Here is a 17,367-nt window from a genome sequence, read left to right as displayed (position 1 = left end):
TTGTAAAGGAAAATATTATGTGAAATTCATGTTTATTTTGGTACAATGAAGAGAAGTGCTAGTTTAAAGGAGGCCATTTTTTTGAAATCGAAAGTGCACTTTTGGACATTAGAAGTGCTAATGGTTGTAGGAATCATATTTATTTGCACAAAAATATCATTTTTATTTCAACCGATTGGTATCTTCATATCAACATTATTTTTCCCAATCTTAATCGCGCTTTTTTTATACTTCATATTTAATCCTGTATTAATCTTTTTGGAGAATAAAAAAGTACCTAGAAATTTAGCGATATTACTGTTATATCTTTTTATCATAACATTAACTGCCGTTGGCGTTGGAGTAGTTGTTCCTACTATATCACAACAGCTAATGGACTTAGTAAAAAATATGCCAGGCTACATAAAAGAGGGAAAAGTATACATACAAGAATTATCACATCATAGGTTGTTTGAATGGTTATCTACACAAAACTACGTTTCCATTGAAACAATTGAAAAAAATGCAATTGAATACTTAAAAGATATACCAAATACAATTACGTCGAGTGCAACGGCTTTATTTGGTATTATCACGAACGTTGCATTAGTTGTATTTACTGTACCGTTCATTTTATTTTACATGTTTAAAGATGGACATGCCTTTCCAGGAAAAGCGGTAAGTTTATTACCAGAGTCTTACCGTGAAGAGGGGCTTCGTATCATTAAGGAAACGAACGAAACATTATCTGCATATATTCAAGGACAAGCGCTCGTTTGTATATTTGTAGGTGCGTTTACTTTTATCGGTTATTTAATTATCGATTTACCGTACGCTTTCGTTTTAGGAATTATTGCAGCATTTACAAACATCATTCCTAACTTAGGTCCATTTATTGGGGCAGCACCAGCTGTTATTGTAGGACTGTTCGTATCTCCGATGCAAGCCTTATACGTAATTATTATCGTAACAATTGTACAACAGTTTGAAAGTAATATTATTTCACCACGTATTATGAGCTCGAAATTAAACATTCACCCATTAACAATTATTATCCTAATTTTAGGGGTAGGTAACTTTGCTGGAATCATCGGAATGATTTTAGCAGTACCAGTTTATGCAGTAACAAAAACTGTTGTTTCGAACTTAGTGAGATTGTTTAAGACAAAGAGAAGTAATCGTAAATAGTAAAACCTGAGAAAGATACACCGCTTTTTAAGTGGTGTATCTTTTGTTTATAAATAAATAATTAAAAGTGGGTTGATTTGATTTTATTATATATTTTTTATACATCAAATTCAGTGATAAACTTGTGTGATATAAGCTCTATAAAACTATGTGGAATCCCTCTGAACTATCCAAATCAATTCCTTACAGCGTGCTATCAACATCATAATCGACTCCTTTCAATTCTATATAGTTAAACGATTAAAGGTGAGTGTAGTATTTGCTTCTACGATCTCGAATTTCATCAATAACTTGTTTATATTGTCTTTCTTGTTTTAATTCATTTTGAGATATTGTTTCTTTTTGAATCGTAATCGTTAAAAAGAAAAGGTGAAACTTCATATGTGAATTCCTCCTTTCGAATTGGAATTACAGATGACTACAGTAATGACTTTGTCTTTCTTTTACAGAATCCATAGCCTGATTAATTTGTCGTTCATGAAACATTTCAGACTCAGAAAATTTATTTTTTTGAATGGTAATGGTTAAAAAGAATACTTTAAATTTCATTAGATAATTGCCCCTTTATAAGTGATTTAGAAAAAACGAGTGTAATAAGAAATTACAGGTGACTACAGTAATGACTTTGTCTTTCTTTTACATGATCCATAGCCTGATTAATTTGTCGTTCATGAAGCATTTCAGACTCAGAAAATTTATTTTTTTGAATGGTGATGGTTAAAAAGAATACTTTAAATTTCATTAGATAATTACCCCTTTATAAGTGATTTAGAAAAAAAGAGTGTAATAAGAAGATTGGCGCTCTTTTACTTCGCCCATAATATTTTGAATGTGTTGCTCACGTAAAATCTCTTTCTGTAAAAGTTTACGTTTTTGAATGGTGATGGTTAAAAAGAATGCTTTAAATTTCATGAATATATTACCCCTTTAAAATATATTTTTAATACATTTGAGTGTAGTATGAACTTTTAATGTCAATTATTTTATCAGTCAGTTGTTTTAACTGTTGTTTACGATTAATTTCAGTTTCAGATAAAGTATTTTTTTGAAGTACAGTCGTAAAAAAGAAAATATGAAAAGTCATAAATGAATTCCTCCTTTCGAAAAGGAATTACATGTGATCACAATAAAGTGCTTGGCGCTCCTTAACATCATTCATAGCTTTTTCAATTTGCTCATTATGAAGAATTTCATCTTTGGAAATTGTATTTCTTTGAATCGTAATACTTAAAAACAATACGCTAATAGTCATTGAATGTTGCTCCTTTCTTAGAAAAATAATGTAAGAGACTAAAAAATCGCGCAAAAAAACCACAGGAAGATACAGTTCTCCTATGGCTGGGCGTGAAAAAGCCACAGGAAAGTATACGACCTCCTGTGGCGAATTTATGAATTAAATCAAATAAAGTACGATTTTCAATTCTCCATTAGGGTGGTCGAATTCATATTTAATTGTCCAGAAAACACAGGTGTAGTTAACGCTAAAGTTAATGCATGTAATTGTAATTTCATCATTTCCTTCGACCTCCTTTTAGAATTTTTTTCTTACGTTAGTAAGTATATACAATTAATGGATAATTGTAAACATAAAAAATGAAAATTTTTAATTTTGATTAAAATGCGTATATTTAAAAAGGGATTTGGAAGTAAATATTGTAATTAACGAAATATCGATAAAAATGGGGGATGCTAAATGAAATATATGCATCATAACATGATCGTTATGCTAACAATTTTTTTATTCATTGCGGCTTGTTCTAACGGAGAAAGAATAAAAGATATATATGATGTTAGGTCAGATGATTTTAAGAAATATACTGGGACATACGTTGGTAATAATTCAGATGTGGTTGCAATTATTAATCATTTACCCGGTGGTGGAACAGTTCAAAGTATAAGTTTAGAAAATGAAAATATAAAAGTGAACTATGGTGCAAAAGAGAGTGGGGCTCTTACAGAAGAAATGATTGAGACGTATTGGTTTGATGAGAAAGATACGATGAAGAAGAATTTTCTCTTTAATGCTACCTATCTAGTAATTTTAGTACCAAACGCAAAAGCTTATGAGTTTCAAATAGAAAATAAAAACTTTAAGATAACGAGGGAAGAAATGTTATCAATTTTGCATAGGGAATTCGATGATTTTCCAAAAGAAAATGATATATGGGATAAAAATAAAGTTATAAAGTTCTTTAACGGCAATGAAGAAAAAATTAAAATGCTTGTGGAAGATAAAGATTTTCGGAAATCTTTATTTGCTAAATATCCTGTGAGCCAGTTGAAATAATGGAGGGGAGAAGATGGAGTTAATATACAAAATTTCTTATCATAGAATGCAGGATCATTATTTACCTAAATTAGTACAGGCAATTAGGCTCGTTAGTGAAGAAGATTTGTGGAAACAAGAGACCTCTGTTAATTCAATTGGTGGAATCGTACTACATATTTGTGAACATTTACAGAGAAATACAAGGCGTTATAAGGATCCAAATATAGTTTTTGAAAATGGAATTGAAGAATATTTTCCAGTGAAACAAATAAGCTCTGAAGCTTTGTTAAAAACTGTTGAAGAAATATTTGATGAGTGGGGCAAAGCATATATACAGGTCTGGGAAGTAAAAAGGCATATTGATCTTCAAAGTCTATTACATTTAGTTGAGCATACAAGCTATCATTTAGGGCAAGTAGTAGATCGTATAAAATGTATTGAGGGACAACAGTTTAATTTTTGTCAAAATGGTATAAATGAAAAGAATTTGAGAACAAGAGTTGAAACTTCGAATTTTTAGAAAGAGAGTCATTCTTAATTGAATGACTCTCTTTTTTTGTAAAAGAAATTTATGGAAAAAAATAATTCTATGTGATATGGTTAATTACATAAGTAATGAACCTATGAACCTATGAACCTAAGGTGGTGAAAATGTGAAGCCGACTCTAGAACAAAATAAATTAATATACATACAAATTGCAGAAACGATTGAATCTGATATTTTAAAAGACATATTGCTTGAAGAAGAACAAGTTCCATCGACAAATCAATTTGCGAAGATGTTACAAATAAATCCGGCTACCGCAGCTAAAGGGGTGAATGTATTAGTTGATGAGGGGATTTTATATAAAAAGAGAGGGATCGGGATGTTTGTTGCAAAAGGAGCAAAAGAAGTTGTACTTAAAAAAAGACAAAATACTTTTATGACTGAATATTTACCTAAAGTGTGGGCAGAAGCGAAAGTACTAGAAATATCAAAAGATGAATTGATGGATATGATTCAAAAGATTACGAAGGAGGGGAAAGAGGGATGATTGCACTTGAAACGAAAGATGTAACGAAAAAATATAAAAAGAAAATAGCTGTAAATGAAGTAACGATTTCATTGGAAGAGAATAAAATATATGGTTTGCTTGGAAGGAACGGAGCAGGGAAAACGACTTTATTAAATTTACTAGCAGGACAAATTATTTCAAGTAGTGGAAGTGTATCAATATTTGGTGAAGATGTTTTTGAAAATAGTAAAGCGATGCAAAATATTTGTTTCGTTAGAGTAAAAGAAGAGTCTCATTTAAGTTATAGAGTAAAAGAAATTTTTAAGATATGTAACATGTTTTATAAAAATTGGGATCAGAAGTTTGCTGAAGAACTGGCGGGTAAATTTCAGCTTAATATAACAGAGAAATACCATAAACTATCTCATGGCATGCAAACAGTTGTAGGAATTATTAAAGGGTTAGCAAGCAGAGCGACAATTACTATTTTTGATGAACCAACTACAGGATTAGACGCAGCACATCGTGAGTTATTTTATAGTTTACTACTAGAAGATTACGGGGAGTATCCCAGAACAATTATATTATCAACACATCTGGTAGAAGAAGTAACCCATGTTATTGAAGAAGTAATTATCATAAAAGAAGGTGCACTTGTTGTTCAATCAACAGTGGAAGATTTATTGCAACAAGGTCATATTCTTTTAGGGCAAAAAGGTAAAGTGGAGGAGTTCTTGATTAATAAAAAAGTTATAAATAAAGAAATTTATGGGAATAAAGGTATTGCTGTTATATGGGAAGAGCTTTCTAATGAAGATTATTACTCTCTTGAAAAAGAAGGTTTAGTAATTGATAGAATTACATTACAAAAACTATTTATTCACATGACTGGTGGTGAAGTGGAATGACGATGTTAATGAAACAATTGAGGTTACATATAAATTTTCACTATAAAGCAATTTTAATATTTTGGATTGTAGCTTTATTAATAAAAGGAGCTTTATATGCTGCTCATTTAAATGAAGCGAAAGTTGGTTATTTACCTGAAATTATCAATAATCCTTCAATTGCAATTATGATTTTTATAGTAGGGAGTGTTTTCATTGTTCAAGATGATTTATTTCGTTTAGCAGTTTCATTTGGTATAACGAGAATACAATATTTTATCGGAGCGATTTGTTATATCTTGTTGCAATCCGCATTGTTTTCATTCCTTCAAATACTGTTTTTACAAGATATAAAATATAACTTAGTAGATGTTAACTTTGGAGAGCAATTAATACAACAGTTTATTTTACAATTTTTATTTTATGTTACGATAGCATGTTTCTTTCAAGTAGTAGTAATTTTTAAGCAAAGATTTCAATGGATTGGTCTCATGATTGGTGGGTCGCTTTTCCTTTCAACAAATAGTGTGCTGTATGGAGAAGTAGGGATAAAAGGATTGTTATTTACAAATGATGTATCTTTAATAGATATCCCTTATTTTATTGTTATTTCAATTGGATTAACAATTCTTTATATCATAACTAGTAGTATATTTATTCGTAAAGTATCATTTGAACGAACAGTTTAAAATAGTGATAGATTATGCTTTTAGGGAGAAGGAAAATATATGGGAGACACGTCCTCACTAATAACCGTCTTTTTATGCATTGCACTACTAATATTTTGGCGTCGTTATCGCTCCATGCATAAGCCAATAAAGGGATCGGGAAAACGTATTTTATGGCCATTACTATTTTTAACACCAGGTATTGTATGGTTTTTAGGTCCCGTACATCCAGCTATATTACAAGTGGTTATAGCAGCATTTATTGGGATTCTTTTCTCTGTACCACTTATAGCACTAACAAATTATGAACGGAGAGATGATGGCAATATTTATACGAAAAAAAGTGCTGCTTTTTTAATTACTTTTATTGGACTTGTTGTTTTAAGATATGGTTCAAGACAATTTATCGTTGATTTAGATCAGCAAATGATTGGTTTATTATTTTACATTGTTGCTGTCGCGTATATTATTCCTTGGAGAATTGCTTGTTATATAAAGTTTAGGAAAGTTTGGCGGGAAAATAAGAATCATGCTATATGAAAACTTCTCATTTGAGAAGTTTTTGTTTTTATGTGTAAGCGAAATAATTTGTTGAAGTGCAAGTTACTATTCAATATGATAAATATAAAAACTACGCGAGAAAGTGGGAAGTATCAAAATGCGTACAATTTTATTTTTTCTAAACAACATGTTCATTAGCGAAATCGAGGACATTAGGCAAAAACATGATCCTTTATTTGGATTAATTCCACCGCATATTACAATTGTATTCCCATTTGAAAGTTCGATTTCAAACGATGAGCTGAAATTACATATTTTAAATGTATCAAAACCGATACAGAATATAGAAATTGAATTTATGAATCAAATTACAAGTGAAAGAGAATATTTGTTTTTACGAGTTGAAAAGGGGAAAGAACAAATAGAGGAACTACATAATATTCTATATAAAGGACCTTTATTACAATTTTTGAAAGAAGACATTCCGTACATCCCGCATGTAACAGTCGGAAGAAAAGAAAGTGCCGAGTTAGCTGCTGAAGTAGTGAAGGAGATTCCTAGTTTTCATGGGAAGTTAAATTGTGTGATTGATAGAATAAGCGTGGAGCGAATTGGAGAGAATGGGGAATCAATTATTGAATTTGAAGTGCCATTTCTAAAAAGCTGACAAAAGTCAGCTTTTTATTTCGTAGCATGAAGTAATGCACCAATGGCACCGCTATTACCACCATCTTGTAAAAAGATTGGTGTTTTATTTTGATATTCGGTGTAGCTACTAATAATATGTTGAAGTTGTACATTATTACATAAAGTCGAACCAATATAAATAATATGTTCAATGTCTTTTGTTTCGGCGAATTGAAGGCTTAATGCAGTAACGACTTCACCGACAAGTCCTTGCACAGTAGCTAGTATATCAGAGCTACTATTATTTGATTCTGTAATGGCTGCTTTTCCAAAGTTGCTAGCAGTTAAGTTATTATCGATAGGGGAAAGAATACCACTATAAATATCTCCAACCGTAATATCTAGTTCTTTTCTAGATCCTACTTTTGTTAGAGGTATTACATCTTCAAAATGATCTATATTTGTTAACAATTTTGAAAGTCCCATAATAGTCCCACCGCCAACTCCGGTTCCACCAGCGCGAATATATTGTTCATTATAAACGTAATGGATAGAAGTACCTGTACCGATATTGGTTAAAATAAAGTTGTTTATAGTGTGTTTTTCTTCTTTTAATATGTATTGGACACCTGCAAGAGTAGCTTCAAATTCGTTTAGCTCTACTATTTTATATGAACCTGTAAGCAGTTGCTGTAATAGTTTCGATTTACCACCCGTAATACATATTTGTTTTATGCCATTGTTGCTTTTAATCCAATCTATTATTTTATGTTGTTCATGCGAATAAAATTTTTCAAAAGTTAATAGCTTTATTTCGTTAAAATAAGCTATTTTCGTTAATGTGCCTCCAGCATCGATACCGATAGTACGTTCCATTTTCCTGCTCCTAACTACGTAATATGTTTTCCTATTTATTTAATTGGTTGAGAATAGATATTTCCAACTGATATAAGGAACACTTTAATCTGCTTGATATATTAATAGTTTTTCTATAGTTACAATCGGCTGGTCGTTTACAGTTGCAATACCTTTACCAAGAATAAAACCTCGGCGATTGCGAGTTAGCTCATAATGTAAATCAAGTTTATCACCGGGATATGCTTTTCCGTGGAATTCAACTTCATCTAAAGAGGAGAGAAATCCTAGTCCTTCAGAATCACTTGTATGTACAAACGCACTAAGCTGAGCAAGTGCTTCTACAATTAACATATGAGGCATATATTTTTGACTATCATTTATAAACCATTCGTTATTTGTAATGAGTTTATATCCTGTAACGGATTCACCTTGTTTTACATTTGTTACTTTATCAATCATTAAAAATGGATAACGATGGGGAAGTGTGTCTTTAATATGCATTTGTAATTACCTCCAATGAATAATACCCCTGCTAAAGTTAAGCAGGGGAGTGGGAACTAATTTTTAACTAATTCATTTGATTTTTCAAGAGCAAAAATGCCGCTATTTCTAATGTTTTCAACAACTTGTTGTAACACTTCTTTATCTTGAACAAGTGCAATACGTACAAAGCCTTCTCCGTGAGGTCCAAATGCATGACCTGGTGTAACAACGACATTCGCACAATCCATTAATGCATAAGCAAAGTCTAGAGAAGTCCATCCTTGTGGAATTTCAGCCCAGACGAACATACTACCAGCTGGCTTATCGACATTCCAGCCAAATGTTCGGAATCCATCGACTAAAGTATCTCTCCGTTCTTGATAAATATCGCGGTTTTTCTCACAAAATGCAGCGCCATTTCTTAGTGCTACAGATGCCGCTTTTTGAATTGGTAAAAATACACCGTAGTCGGTATTTGATTTAAATTGAGTAAGTGCACGAACAATTTCTTCGTTTCCAATCATATATCCAATACGGCTACCTGCTAAACTATAACTTTTTGACAAAGAATTGATTTCTACACCAACTTCTTTAGCACCATGTACAGAGAGGAAGCTAATTGGCTTATTACCATCGAAATAAAATTCAGCATAAGCAAAATCATGGACAACGATAATATTATGCTTTTTCGCGAATGCGATTACTTCTTTAAAGAAACCTTCATGAGCCATTGCTGGAACGGGATTCCCTGGGAAGTTTAAAATCATCATCTTCGCTTGATCGGCAATTTCTTCAGGGATGACTTCTAAGTCTGGTAAGAAATCATTCTCTTTCTTTAAAGGCATGTAGTAAGATGTTGCACCAGCCATTTGAATACCTGTTTCGTAAGCTGTATATCCTGGATCAGGAACTAATATAATATCACCTGGATTTGCATAAACCATAGGTAAATGAACGAGCCCGTCTTGTGAACCCATTAATAATAAAACTTCTTTATCCGCATTTAATATAACGTTATGAGTGTTGTTGTAATATTCAGTTACAGCTTCGTGAAATTCTTGAATACCTGATAATGTATACCCGTAGCTCTCTTTTTCACTCGCTGTATGTACCATTGCTTCTCTTACAAAATCAGCTGGTGGCATATCAGGATTTCCGATACTTAAGTCAATCATGTTATGACCTGCTGCAATTTTTTCTTTTTTATAGGCCCCTAATTCACTAAATATAGAAGATTGGAATGCTTTCATTCTAGTTGCTAACGTGTAAGTCATCAAAACCCCTCCTAAAAACAGTGCTTTCATTCTGTGTTTTTAATTATTCTGAAAACACATGTTTACATTTTATCATTTTTTTATGAAAATTAAAATGATTGACAAATTTAGAAGAAGGATTAGCCTATTTTGAAAAGTAACGATGTAAATAGCGTAGACGTGTTAATTGAAATGTCTATTATATGATTCACTTTATATAACTTAAGATATTTTATAGTTTTTATTAAGTATATTTCTCATGTTTTGAATGAAAAAGAATACGAGAACAAGGGCTATTTTTGCGGAGGATTTCTAAAGTGAAATAACGCAGAAAATATTTTCTGCGTTTCCTCTGAAATGTAATCATTTCTTTTTATATGTGCATAATTTTTCGGCTGTCAAAAAGTATACATTTAATGTACCGTCGGCAACTTTTAAAGTTTGCTCTGATGTAAATGAATTACCATAATCAATGTGATATACATTAGAATTTTTGACAAATGAGCCTTTATATAAATCGTCTTTATTCTTTGTTGTTTGCATTTCTACTAAATTTTGAACAATTTCCTCTTTATTTTCTTTTTTGACAACTGTTTCAAATTTATAATATACAGGGCAGTCACCATGTTTATTGTCAACGACTTCCCAAGAACCGTATATATCGTTATTGCTGCATCCACTAAGTAGGATGATTAGTATAGGAATTGTAAGTAGAACCTTTTTCATTTTGTGCTCCTTTCTTTTGAATTTGAATAAACGTGCGAATACGATAGGGATATTATAATAAATAAAGTTTAAATTTTTTTAAAGAATTATTTAATTTCATATAAAAATTTAGGAGAAATTAAATAAGCATGAATCTAGTGTAAAGTCAGATTCATGCTAGTACTATAGCCTATGTTATGTCTTTTTTGAGGACAAATAAAGAGGAAAGCAGAATCACTATTCCATTTAATATATATACGCTTGCAATCATAAAGGCTAACGTACCTGCACCAAATCCTGCTTTATCGAATATAGAAGCAAATGTTGAGATAGTCAAAAAGATAATGGGAGTCAGTAGTAAAAATATGAAACCTGCCACGATTCTTCTTTTCAAGCTATGTCTAGATAAGGAAATGGCTAAAAAGTTTAGGATGCTAAACAGAGCAATTGTAAAGAGCAGGACAATAAATACTTCGATGCCATCAGACATTTTATCACTCCTTTTATAAAGAGTACTTTTTATAATTTATTCAAAATAAAAGGGGGATACTCCTTTAGGTAATTTCAATAAACGTAATAAATAGGCGTATTATAAAACAAAGAAGTATGGATTCAATATTAGATCCATACTTCTTTGTTTATTTTATAAATTCGCAGATTGCGAATGCTGTTTTTCATAATGTTTCTGCTTAGAAAGGGAAATAGAAATAATCAATAATGAAACGAATCCGAAGATGAGAACCATATATTGTAACCCAATTGTATCTAAGAAGAAGCCTGTGCCAAGTAAGACGATTTGGAACATAACCCTCTCAAACATATTACGGAATGAGAAGAGGCGACCGTGATAACTTTTTTCCACTTTCGTTTGGAAAATCGTCGACATAATAGGGAAGAAGCAGCCAACACTAAACCCAAACAAACCAAATGATGTAAGAGCCATCCATTTTATATCGCTAAAGAACAATGACAGGTGTGCAAAAGCAGTACAAATTGCGAAGAAATATAGTAATTTTTCAGGTTTGAAATGATCAGATAGACGTTTAATTACGAAGGCACCTAACATAAATGCGACACCTTCAATTGTATATATGAACCCTTTAATCGTAGGATCATGTTGCATTTCGCTAATGTTAATAACCATTAAATTAAACCCAGCTATAAATAATAGAGGGATGATACTTAATATAAGTGCTGTAAAAGCAATAGGAATTCCTTTTAAAATACGAAATACTTCCATAAAGCTATTATCTTTTGCAGCTTGTTTACTTGGTGTTGTTGATTTCTTGTCTTCAAATTGTAGGAAGAACGTCGAGAGGAATAATAAGGCGTATGCTGCCATTGAAAAGGCATACATGTACTGTAAACTCATCACAACTAAAAGAATTCCACCTAGTGAAGTACCTGCAATACGAGCGATTGTACCAACATTCATATGTACACCGTTCATTTGTAATAACTCATGCTCACGTACGATGAGTGGAATTACAGATTGTAATGCAGGGAAATAAAATGCTGCTGAAATTTGAAGAGCAACCATAAATGCAATCATAAATGCGATACTTTCGAATTGAATAGCGAAAAACATGAAAATAACACTTAAAACTCGACCAAACCCAGCGTAAAGAAGAACTTTTTTCTTTTCATACTGATCAATGACACGGCCAGCCATAGGTCCAACTAGAACACCGGCTAATAGTCCGATAAATAATATAACTGATTTCATGAAATCAGAAGGGACATATTTTTGCATAAATTCAAGGTTGCCAAGAATACCAAGCCATAATCCTAGACCTGCAATAAACTCCCCAATTAAAACAATCCAAACGTTTTTATTACGCCACATAACATAAAACCTCTCCGTCTTTTAAAATGAAAAACTCGTATATAAAACCTCCTTATTTATGTAGTATTTTTATACGAACTTTTTTAGAGTCAGAGTCTATATTACGTGTTTCATAATTGGATTTCAATCTTTTTGATTTGCCGAAAATTTGATTTGTTAATTGATGAAATAAGCAATCGAAATGTAAAAAACATATGGTTAAAAATAGGGAAAATAAAAAAGCAAAAGCGTATATGCTACGCCTCGCTTTTCTCAAGTACAAAATTAAACATTAATTTCACTTAGCAACATTTACGCTCTTGTCCAATAGCTAAATCGCTAAAAGATAGAGGACCAACAACTTCTGCACTTGCACCACTAGTAAGGTTTTCTACAGTTAATGAATATTCGTGTGTTCCACTGCTAACGTTTTGGTCTATAGCTTGGAATGTTTGTACGTAAAATTGTTCAGAATCTGTTGATTCAATACCTACTTGTGTATTGAAAATTTCAATGTTATCACGGAAAATTCGGAATAAAACTTGTGAAATCTCAGTTATACCTTCTACACCAACTGTAGCTATTAATTCTACACGATTATTACGTGCGTCTCTTCTTGAAATTTTTAATTTAATTTTTGCAAGAATTGCTCTATCTGGAGAAGCTGGAATTGCAAAAGTTGTTTCACCGGTTTTACTAATAGGTTGAGTAGCTTGGTAATCAATGATATGAGTCATGTTCGTCACCTCCTCATATACTAAAATATGAAAGCAGTGATGAATTAGCTTGGACAAATACTAGAATATTTTAATAGAGTACACAACAATTGTTGAAAAGAAGTAATTTACATAAAAGCATCAAGAATATATCACAATAAGATGATATTTTTCTTAATGCTTTTTGTAATTAAGCAGAATATTCTTCTTTACGTACTTCAAAAAATTCATTACGTCGTAAGTAATTAAAAATTTTCTCTGAAACCTCTTCTTCTTCAGACACTAAGAAACGATGATCAAAAGCGTAGAAAGATTGACCTTTAATTAATTTTACGTAATACATATTAAACGCCTCCTGACACTAGATTATTACTTACTTCATATTATGATGGCCTATATGTCTGCTAAAAATACTTGGAGTTTCAAAAGAGGTAAGTAAAGGGATAAAAGAGCTTACAATTCTGTAAGGTTTATGTCACCTTTTTCGATAGTTTACTTTCACCAATTTCTTCTATACTACAAATAAGTTACACAAAATAAGGGGGTAAAAAGATGGATGAAGTAATTGGAGAAGTTGTAGCTGGTATTTGTGAATTGGTAGTAGAAGTAACAGCGGACGCTATAGGAAGTTTAGTTTCCGGAAATGATGAGGAAAAAGAAACATTATAATAATTTGTAAAAGTATCAAGTTGATCAAATTGTAAAGGCTGATTTCTAAAGGGAAGGCAGCTTTTTTATTTTTTACATTATATTAACATAATTTGAATATTCATTTGTTATTATATTGAAGAAACCGATATAAGGAGGTGAATAAACAAATATGTCGAATTCGGAGTCTGATTTATCTGTTTCTCGTTTGATTGTGGCAAATGTAGAGGAAAAGGAATATCATTTTATTGTTCGTGAACATCCGATTGTAGGGAAATTTATATCGTTATTTGAAAATGGAAAAGAATATGGTTTAATAGATAAACAAATCGCGAATAAAGATAAATTTATTACATCGGAGCTTACTAAATTAGATTATTTTAACATAGATGTTTTATATCATACACCTGGGTGGATATGGATTGGTATGGATCAATTTGGATTACATGCACGTGAGGCTACTTATAACGAAGTAGATGTTATTATGAAGTTGAAAGAGGATTTATATTATATAGATGTATATGAAGAAATGAAAATGTAGTAAATATTTAGTCAGGTTAGGGGACAAGTTCCCGTAGCCTTTTTTGTTTAATGATAAAATGTAAAATTATATTATTTTGATGATAGGGAAATCTGATAAGAAGTGAGATGAAAAGAGGATTTGAAAATACATTAAGAGAATTGTAATAATTATATGAACCGTATATGTAAATAACAATAGAAAGAAGATGATAATATGAGTAAAGAAGAACTTGTGAAAAAACAGTTTGGAAGTAATGCAGATAAATATGTAAATAGTAAAATACATGCTAAAGGACTGGATTTACAATATGTAGTTCAACAAGTTGAGTCTCGTCATAATAATCGTCTTCTTGATGTCGCTACTGGTGGCGGACATGTGGCAAATATGTTAGCCCCTATGTTTGAAGAAGTAGTTGCACTTGATTTAACAGAACAGATGTTAGAAAAAGCAAAAGGTTTTATAAAGCAGAATGGTCATGAAAATGTGTCTTTTGTAGCAGGAAACGCAGAGGATTTACCATTTGCAGACCATTTTTTTGATGCAATTACATGCCGGATTGCAGCCCATCATTTTACGAATCCGGCTCAATTTATTTATGAAGTAAATCGTACGTTGGAGGATAATGGATTATTCATCTTAATAGATAATGTTTCGCCAGAAAATAATGAATATGATACATTTTATAATTTTATAGAAAAAAAGCGGGACCCAAGTCATGAACGAGCTCTTAAAAAGACAGAATGGCTTACTTTATTAGAAAAAAACGGTTTGCAAATGCAGTCATGTCTTACTTTTGATAAGAGGTTTGATTTTGACTGGTGGTGTAATATGATGGATGTCCCTGTACAAAAGCGTGAAAAATTAACAGAATGTATGATGAAAGCACCAAACGAAATGAAGGAATATTTTAATATTCAACTTAAAAATAATAAAGTAGATTCGTTCTATACTGAAATGGCTATGTTTATATGTAAAAAAAGTACAACGTTAAAAAGATAAATGTGTTGCAGTCTTTCTGAAGTACGATATACTTAGTACAGAGAAACTGAGAATTGAGGAATAGTTATAATGATTCGTGTACGCATTGAAGGTACTGAGGAAGAAATGCTTGAATTTATAGGGAAAATGCCGGACATCCCTGGATTTGAAAAGACACATATGAGAGAACCGAGAAAAGGAAATAACCCGAAATACGATTCAAGTAAAAATGTACTAGCATATTTGTCTTATAAAAAGATTGAAGTCGCCAATAAATAGGCGGCTTTTTTAGTTTGCGCTGTTTCACCGCCTTGTCTTTTTCACATAATAATAATAGTAGATTATGCTGAAGAGGGGTGAGAATAGTTAATAAGAAAATCATCTTTTTTGGAGACTTTGGTATTGATGACGCCGTAGCGTTAATTTATGCAAATAAAACGTGTAAATTAGATATTCTAGGTATTGTTGCAGAGTACGGGAATGTATCACGGGATATCGTTACGGAAAATGTTTATTTTTTAGAAAGGTACTATGCTACACAAGTGAAAATTATTGAAGGTGCGAGTAGGCCGATGACAGCTGAAGAGCCTTTATTTTTCCCTGAAATCCATGGGGATCACGGTTTAGGTCCTATTATTCCACCAGAGATGAGAATTTGTAAACGAGAAAATTTTTGTGAATTAATCAAATTAATTGAACCTTGTCCAGAAGATATTATAATTGTGGCGACAGGAAGACTAACGACGCTTGCTACGTTATTTTTATTGTATCCAAATATAATGGATCGTATTTGTTCGTATTATATAATGGGCGGCGCTTTCCTATTTCCAGGTAATGTTACACCAGTATCTGAAGCGAATTTTTATGGTGATCCAATTGCAGCAAATATTGTTATGAAATATGCGAAAAACGCTAGCATATACCCGTTAAATGTAACACAGGGCGCACTCATTACGCCTGAAATGGCCAATATAATAGATAAACAAGGAACTGGACAGGCGAAACTCATTAAACCAATGATTGATTTTTATTATGAGAACTTTTATAAAAAAGAATACCCAGGTATTGGTGGAAGTCCTATACACGATTTACTACCTTTTATCTCATTTATAAATGATAGTATTTTTGAATATAAAAAATCGGCAGTGTGGATTAGTACGACAAATGATGTGACTAGGGGCCAAAGTGTAGCTGACTTTAGAAAAATAGCTGAACCAACAAGGTTTGATGATCGACCGATTCAAAGAATTGCTGTTGGTTTTAACTATGCAGCTTTTAAAGAAGAGTTTATGCGAACAATATTGAAGCCAGATTGTCCGTAATGTGTTAATAATAAGTCGGATAAATCATTAGTTCGAAAAATGGTTTATTGGTGTGTATTATTCTCAAAAATCTTATAGTTGAGCAGCATGAATAACTTATGAAAAATGTCACATAACTAATGGTAAGCAATTGTTTCTAATTATATTTTGATTGGTTAAATATAAAGGAGGTTATTATATGATTTGGTCTTTAATCGTTGGTGGTTTATTAGGATGGTTTGCGAGCTTAATTACTGGAAGAGATGTACCAGGTGGTGTAATTGGTAATATTATTGCTGGTATTATCGGTTCTTGGATTGGTACGAAATTACTTGGTAGTTTCGGTCCTGTTATAGGCGGATTTGCAATCATTCCTGCTTTAATTGGTGCGGTTATTTTGATCTTCATTGTGAGCTTTTTACTACGAGCAATGCGGAAATGAATGTAGCGGGACTGTTTACATTTGTAAGCAGTCCTTTTTATATGTTATGCTAGTATTATACAATCAGGAGGTGTCAGCATTGAAATCATTTACAGTAAATTTCCATCAAGAAGATAATGCAAAAGCGACAACAGTACATAAATTAAGTGAAGAGGACTTCAATAAGGCAACTGAAAAAGGTACTCGTCATTTATTCGATTTAGATACAAACGTTGGCTTCTTCGTATTCTTTGATGCAGAAGATGCAGAAGGAAACGATCAATACTTAATGTTACAATACGAAGGTGATCATGAAGAGCCAACTGCGTGCTACGGATTTGATTTAAAACTATATTATCAATTTTTAGCGCTATACTTAAACGATCTTGAGTTCCAAGGTGAAACAGATGAGGAAGAGGAAGAATACGGTCCAATTCATCATTTAGCGCATTTACTTTATCATATTGTTGAAGATGGTAAATCAATCGAAGTGTAATATACATATTTGAAGCTGCCCTTTTAGGGCAGCTTTTTTATATGAC

At 31.9% G+C, this 17,367-nt stretch carries 28 protein-coding genes; 14 read left to right on the top strand and 14 right to left on the bottom strand.

Features of this window, described 5'->3' with window-relative positions; genetic code table 11:
* Window positions 1-81 precede the first annotated feature (81 nt).
* Window positions 82-1,167 carry an AI-2E family transporter gene (locus tag MHI26_RS14750; RefSeq protein ID WP_000837892.1) on the top strand — a complete coding sequence of 362 codons (1,086 nt, stop codon included), beginning with the start codon at window positions 82-84 and terminating at the stop codon, window positions 1,165-1,167.
* Window positions 1,168-1,407: 240 nt separating this feature from the next.
* Here MHI26_RS14750 and MHI26_RS14745 read toward each other — a convergent pair whose 3' ends face one another.
* The 6 genes from MHI26_RS14745 to MHI26_RS14720 are packed head-to-tail and all read right to left on the bottom strand — an operon-like array spanning window position 1,408 to window position 2,419.
* Entirely contained in the window at window positions 1,408-1,548 is a 141-nt protein-coding gene (locus MHI26_RS14745) for a YrzI family small protein (RefSeq protein ID WP_000668497.1), read from the bottom strand.
* 27 nt (window positions 1,549-1,575) lie between these two features.
* The gene (locus MHI26_RS14740) at window positions 1,576-1,716 is read right to left on the bottom strand and encodes a YrzI family small protein (RefSeq protein ID WP_000669803.1); all 141 of its coding nucleotides are present in this window, start codon (window positions 1,714-1,716) and stop codon (window positions 1,576-1,578) included.
* Window positions 1,717-1,768: 52 nt separating this feature from the next.
* Entirely contained in the window at window positions 1,769-1,909 is a 141-nt protein-coding gene (locus tag MHI26_RS14735; protein WP_000669804.1) for a YrzI family small protein, read from the bottom strand.
* Between the two features lie 26 nt (window positions 1,910-1,935).
* On the bottom strand, window positions 1,936-2,079 hold the full coding sequence (locus MHI26_RS14730; protein WP_061666552.1) for a YrzI family small protein: 144 nt from the start codon (window positions 2,077-2,079) through the stop codon (window positions 1,936-1,938).
* Window positions 2,080-2,107: 28 nt separating this feature from the next.
* Complete coding sequence (locus MHI26_RS14725) at window positions 2,108-2,251, bottom strand: YrzI family small protein (RefSeq protein ID WP_000142728.1); 144 nt, start codon at window positions 2,249-2,251, stop codon at window positions 2,108-2,110.
* 27 nt (window positions 2,252-2,278) lie between these two features.
* Window positions 2,279-2,419: a YrzI family small protein gene (locus MHI26_RS14720; RefSeq protein WP_000156194.1), complete on the bottom strand. Its 141-nt coding sequence runs from the start codon at window positions 2,417-2,419 to the stop codon at window positions 2,279-2,281.
* 441 nt (window positions 2,420-2,860) lie between these two features.
* Here MHI26_RS14720 and MHI26_RS14715 point away from each other — a divergent pair, with 441 nt between their 5' ends.
* From MHI26_RS14715 to MHI26_RS14685, 7 genes are all read left to right on the top strand, one after another.
* Window positions 2,861-3,454: a DUF4825 domain-containing protein gene (locus MHI26_RS14715; RefSeq protein WP_061666554.1), complete on the top strand. Its 594-nt coding sequence runs from the start codon at window positions 2,861-2,863 to the stop codon at window positions 3,452-3,454.
* A gap of 13 nt (window positions 3,455-3,467) precedes the next feature.
* Window positions 3,468-3,956 carry a DinB family protein gene (locus tag MHI26_RS14710; protein WP_061666556.1) on the top strand — a complete coding sequence of 163 codons (489 nt, stop codon included), beginning with the start codon at window positions 3,468-3,470 and terminating at the stop codon, window positions 3,954-3,956.
* A 133-nt stretch (window positions 3,957-4,089) separates the two neighbouring features.
* Complete coding sequence (locus MHI26_RS14705) at window positions 4,090-4,470, top strand: GntR family transcriptional regulator (RefSeq protein WP_061666557.1); 381 nt, start codon at window positions 4,090-4,092, stop codon at window positions 4,468-4,470.
* Entirely contained in the window at window positions 4,467-5,339 is an 873-nt protein-coding gene (locus tag MHI26_RS14700; RefSeq protein ID WP_061666558.1) for an ATP-binding cassette domain-containing protein, read from the top strand. Before MHI26_RS14705 ends, MHI26_RS14700 begins: the two co-directional genes overlap by 4 nt.
* On the top strand, window positions 5,336-6,007 hold the full coding sequence (locus MHI26_RS14695) for a DUF4052 domain-containing protein (protein WP_061666559.1): 672 nt from the start codon (window positions 5,336-5,338) through the stop codon (window positions 6,005-6,007). Before MHI26_RS14700 ends, MHI26_RS14695 begins: the two co-directional genes overlap by 4 nt.
* A gap of 39 nt (window positions 6,008-6,046) precedes the next feature.
* The gene (locus MHI26_RS14690; RefSeq protein ID WP_061666560.1) at window positions 6,047-6,526 is read left to right on the top strand and encodes a CcdC family protein; all 480 of its coding nucleotides are present in this window, start codon (window positions 6,047-6,049) and stop codon (window positions 6,524-6,526) included.
* A 118-nt stretch (window positions 6,527-6,644) separates the two neighbouring features.
* Entirely contained in the window at window positions 6,645-7,154 is a 510-nt protein-coding gene (locus MHI26_RS14685; RefSeq protein WP_061666561.1) for a 2'-5' RNA ligase family protein, read from the top strand.
* 14 nt (window positions 7,155-7,168) lie between these two features.
* Here MHI26_RS14685 and coaW read toward each other — a convergent pair whose 3' ends face one another.
* The 8 genes from coaW to MHI26_RS14645 all read right to left on the bottom strand — a co-directional run bounded on the left by coaW (window position 7,169) and on the right by MHI26_RS14645 (window position 13,297).
* A complete protein-coding gene (coaW, locus tag MHI26_RS14680; protein ID WP_061666562.1) occupies window positions 7,169-7,990 on the bottom strand; it encodes a type II pantothenate kinase in 822 nt (273 codons plus the stop codon).
* 84 nt (window positions 7,991-8,074) lie between these two features.
* Window positions 8,075-8,473, bottom strand: coding sequence for a 3-hydroxyacyl-ACP dehydratase FabZ family protein (locus MHI26_RS14675; protein WP_061666563.1), 399 nt, complete (start codon window positions 8,471-8,473; stop codon window positions 8,075-8,077).
* Window positions 8,474-8,529: 56 nt separating this feature from the next.
* Window positions 8,530-9,729, bottom strand: coding sequence for an LL-diaminopimelate aminotransferase (locus MHI26_RS14670; protein WP_000222690.1), 1,200 nt, complete (start codon window positions 9,727-9,729; stop codon window positions 8,530-8,532).
* 342 nt (window positions 9,730-10,071) lie between these two features.
* Window positions 10,072-10,434 (bottom strand): hypothetical protein, encoded by a 363-nt coding sequence (locus MHI26_RS14665; RefSeq protein WP_061666564.1) that lies wholly within the window; start codon window positions 10,432-10,434, stop codon window positions 10,072-10,074.
* Window positions 10,435-10,603: 169 nt separating this feature from the next.
* Entirely contained in the window at window positions 10,604-10,903 is a 300-nt protein-coding gene (locus tag MHI26_RS14660) for a hypothetical protein (RefSeq protein WP_061666565.1), read from the bottom strand.
* Between the two features lie 153 nt (window positions 10,904-11,056).
* On the bottom strand, window positions 11,057-12,259 hold the full coding sequence (locus tag MHI26_RS14655) for an MFS transporter (protein WP_061666566.1): 1,203 nt from the start codon (window positions 12,257-12,259) through the stop codon (window positions 11,057-11,059).
* A 281-nt stretch (window positions 12,260-12,540) separates the two neighbouring features.
* On the bottom strand, window positions 12,541-12,975 hold the full coding sequence (gene exsC, locus MHI26_RS14650) for an exosporium protein ExsC (protein ID WP_061666567.1): 435 nt from the start codon (window positions 12,973-12,975) through the stop codon (window positions 12,541-12,543).
* A 169-nt stretch (window positions 12,976-13,144) separates the two neighbouring features.
* On the bottom strand, window positions 13,145-13,297 hold the full coding sequence (locus MHI26_RS14645) for a YqbF domain-containing protein (RefSeq protein WP_000291904.1): 153 nt from the start codon (window positions 13,295-13,297) through the stop codon (window positions 13,145-13,147).
* 477 nt (window positions 13,298-13,774) lie between these two features.
* On the opposite strand from MHI26_RS14645, the gene MHI26_RS14640 reads away from it, so the two are divergent.
* The 6 genes from MHI26_RS14640 to MHI26_RS14615 all read left to right on the top strand — a co-directional run bounded on the left by MHI26_RS14640 (window position 13,775) and on the right by MHI26_RS14615 (window position 17,321).
* Entirely contained in the window at window positions 13,775-14,143 is a 369-nt protein-coding gene (locus tag MHI26_RS14640) for a hypothetical protein (protein ID WP_000071361.1), read from the top strand.
* 195 nt (window positions 14,144-14,338) lie between these two features.
* Window positions 14,339-15,124: a class I SAM-dependent methyltransferase gene (locus MHI26_RS14635; RefSeq protein WP_061666568.1), complete on the top strand. Its 786-nt coding sequence runs from the start codon at window positions 14,339-14,341 to the stop codon at window positions 15,122-15,124.
* A gap of 69 nt (window positions 15,125-15,193) precedes the next feature.
* Window positions 15,194-15,382 carry a DUF3970 family protein gene (locus MHI26_RS14630; protein WP_000621875.1) on the top strand — a complete coding sequence of 63 codons (189 nt, stop codon included), beginning with the start codon at window positions 15,194-15,196 and terminating at the stop codon, window positions 15,380-15,382.
* A 77-nt stretch (window positions 15,383-15,459) separates the two neighbouring features.
* Window positions 15,460-16,425 carry a nucleoside hydrolase gene (locus MHI26_RS14625; protein ID WP_001223681.1) on the top strand — a complete coding sequence of 322 codons (966 nt, stop codon included), beginning with the start codon at window positions 15,460-15,462 and terminating at the stop codon, window positions 16,423-16,425.
* 178 nt (window positions 16,426-16,603) lie between these two features.
* The gene (locus MHI26_RS14620) at window positions 16,604-16,846 is read left to right on the top strand and encodes a GlsB/YeaQ/YmgE family stress response membrane protein (protein ID WP_000638310.1); all 243 of its coding nucleotides are present in this window, start codon (window positions 16,604-16,606) and stop codon (window positions 16,844-16,846) included.
* Window positions 16,847-16,925: 79 nt separating this feature from the next.
* The gene (locus tag MHI26_RS14615) at window positions 16,926-17,321 is read left to right on the top strand and encodes a hypothetical protein (protein ID WP_000834883.1); all 396 of its coding nucleotides are present in this window, start codon (window positions 16,926-16,928) and stop codon (window positions 17,319-17,321) included.
* The last annotated feature ends 46 nt before the right edge of the window (window positions 17,322-17,367 follow it).

The sequence above is a fragment of the Bacillus sp. FSL K6-1218 genome (assembly GCF_038006445.1).
GTDB lineage: Bacteria > Bacillota > Bacilli > Bacillales > Bacillaceae_G > Bacillus_A > Bacillus_A thuringiensis_S.
Note: the sequence above shows the minus strand (reverse complement) of the source record. Positions and strands in the feature narration are given on the sequence as shown.

Bases quoted from the DNA above. Each gene is read 5' to 3' on its own strand.
- MHI26_RS14745 (WP_000668497.1), bottom strand. From the start codon at position 1,548: ATGAAGTTTCACCTTTTCTTTTTAACGATTACGATTCAAAAAGAAACA.
- MHI26_RS14740 (WP_000669803.1), bottom strand. From the start codon at position 1,716: ATGAAATTTAAAGTATTCTTTTTAACCATTACCATTCAAAAAAATAAA.
- MHI26_RS14735 (WP_000669804.1), bottom strand. From the start codon at position 1,909: ATGAAATTTAAAGTATTCTTTTTAACCATCACCATTCAAAAAAATAAA.
- MHI26_RS14730 (WP_061666552.1), bottom strand. From the start codon at position 2,079: ATGAAATTTAAAGCATTCTTTTTAACCATCACCATTCAAAAACGTAAA.
- MHI26_RS14725 (WP_000142728.1), bottom strand. From the start codon at position 2,251: ATGACTTTTCATATTTTCTTTTTTACGACTGTACTTCAAAAAAATACT.
- MHI26_RS14720 (WP_000156194.1), bottom strand. From the start codon at position 2,419: ATGACTATTAGCGTATTGTTTTTAAGTATTACGATTCAAAGAAATACA.
- MHI26_RS14715 (WP_061666554.1), top strand. From the start codon at position 2,861: ATGAAATATATGCATCATAACATGATCGTTATGCTAACAATTTTTTTA.
- MHI26_RS14710 (WP_061666556.1), top strand. From the start codon at position 3,468: ATGGAGTTAATATACAAAATTTCTTATCATAGAATGCAGGATCATTAT.
- MHI26_RS14700 (WP_061666558.1), top strand. From the start codon at position 4,467: ATGATTGCACTTGAAACGAAAGATGTAACGAAAAAATATAAAAAGAAA.
- MHI26_RS14695 (WP_061666559.1), top strand. From the start codon at position 5,336: ATGACGATGTTAATGAAACAATTGAGGTTACATATAAATTTTCACTAT.
- MHI26_RS14690 (WP_061666560.1), top strand. From the start codon at position 6,047: ATGGGAGACACGTCCTCACTAATAACCGTCTTTTTATGCATTGCACTA.
- MHI26_RS14685 (WP_061666561.1), top strand. From the start codon at position 6,645: ATGCGTACAATTTTATTTTTTCTAAACAACATGTTCATTAGCGAAATC.
- coaW (WP_061666562.1), bottom strand. From the start codon at position 7,990: ATGGAACGTACTATCGGTATCGATGCTGGAGGCACATTAACGAAAATA.
- MHI26_RS14675 (WP_061666563.1), bottom strand. From the start codon at position 8,473: ATGCATATTAAAGACACACTTCCCCATCGTTATCCATTTTTAATGATT.
- MHI26_RS14670 (WP_000222690.1), bottom strand. From the start codon at position 9,729: ATGACTTACACGTTAGCAACTAGAATGAAAGCATTCCAATCTTCTATA.
- MHI26_RS14665 (WP_061666564.1), bottom strand. From the start codon at position 10,434: ATGAAAAAGGTTCTACTTACAATTCCTATACTAATCATCCTACTTAGT.
- MHI26_RS14660 (WP_061666565.1), bottom strand. From the start codon at position 10,903: ATGTCTGATGGCATCGAAGTATTTATTGTCCTGCTCTTTACAATTGCT.
- MHI26_RS14655 (WP_061666566.1), bottom strand. From the start codon at position 12,259: ATGTGGCGTAATAAAAACGTTTGGATTGTTTTAATTGGGGAGTTTATT.
- exsC (WP_061666567.1), bottom strand. From the start codon at position 12,975: ATGACTCATATCATTGATTACCAAGCTACTCAACCTATTAGTAAAACC.
- MHI26_RS14645 (WP_000291904.1), bottom strand. From the start codon at position 13,297: ATGTATTACGTAAAATTAATTAAAGGTCAATCTTTCTACGCTTTTGAT.
- MHI26_RS14640 (WP_000071361.1), top strand. From the start codon at position 13,775: ATGTCGAATTCGGAGTCTGATTTATCTGTTTCTCGTTTGATTGTGGCA.
- MHI26_RS14635 (WP_061666568.1), top strand. From the start codon at position 14,339: ATGAGTAAAGAAGAACTTGTGAAAAAACAGTTTGGAAGTAATGCAGAT.
- MHI26_RS14630 (WP_000621875.1), top strand. From the start codon at position 15,194: ATGATTCGTGTACGCATTGAAGGTACTGAGGAAGAAATGCTTGAATTT.
- MHI26_RS14620 (WP_000638310.1), top strand. From the start codon at position 16,604: ATGATTTGGTCTTTAATCGTTGGTGGTTTATTAGGATGGTTTGCGAGC.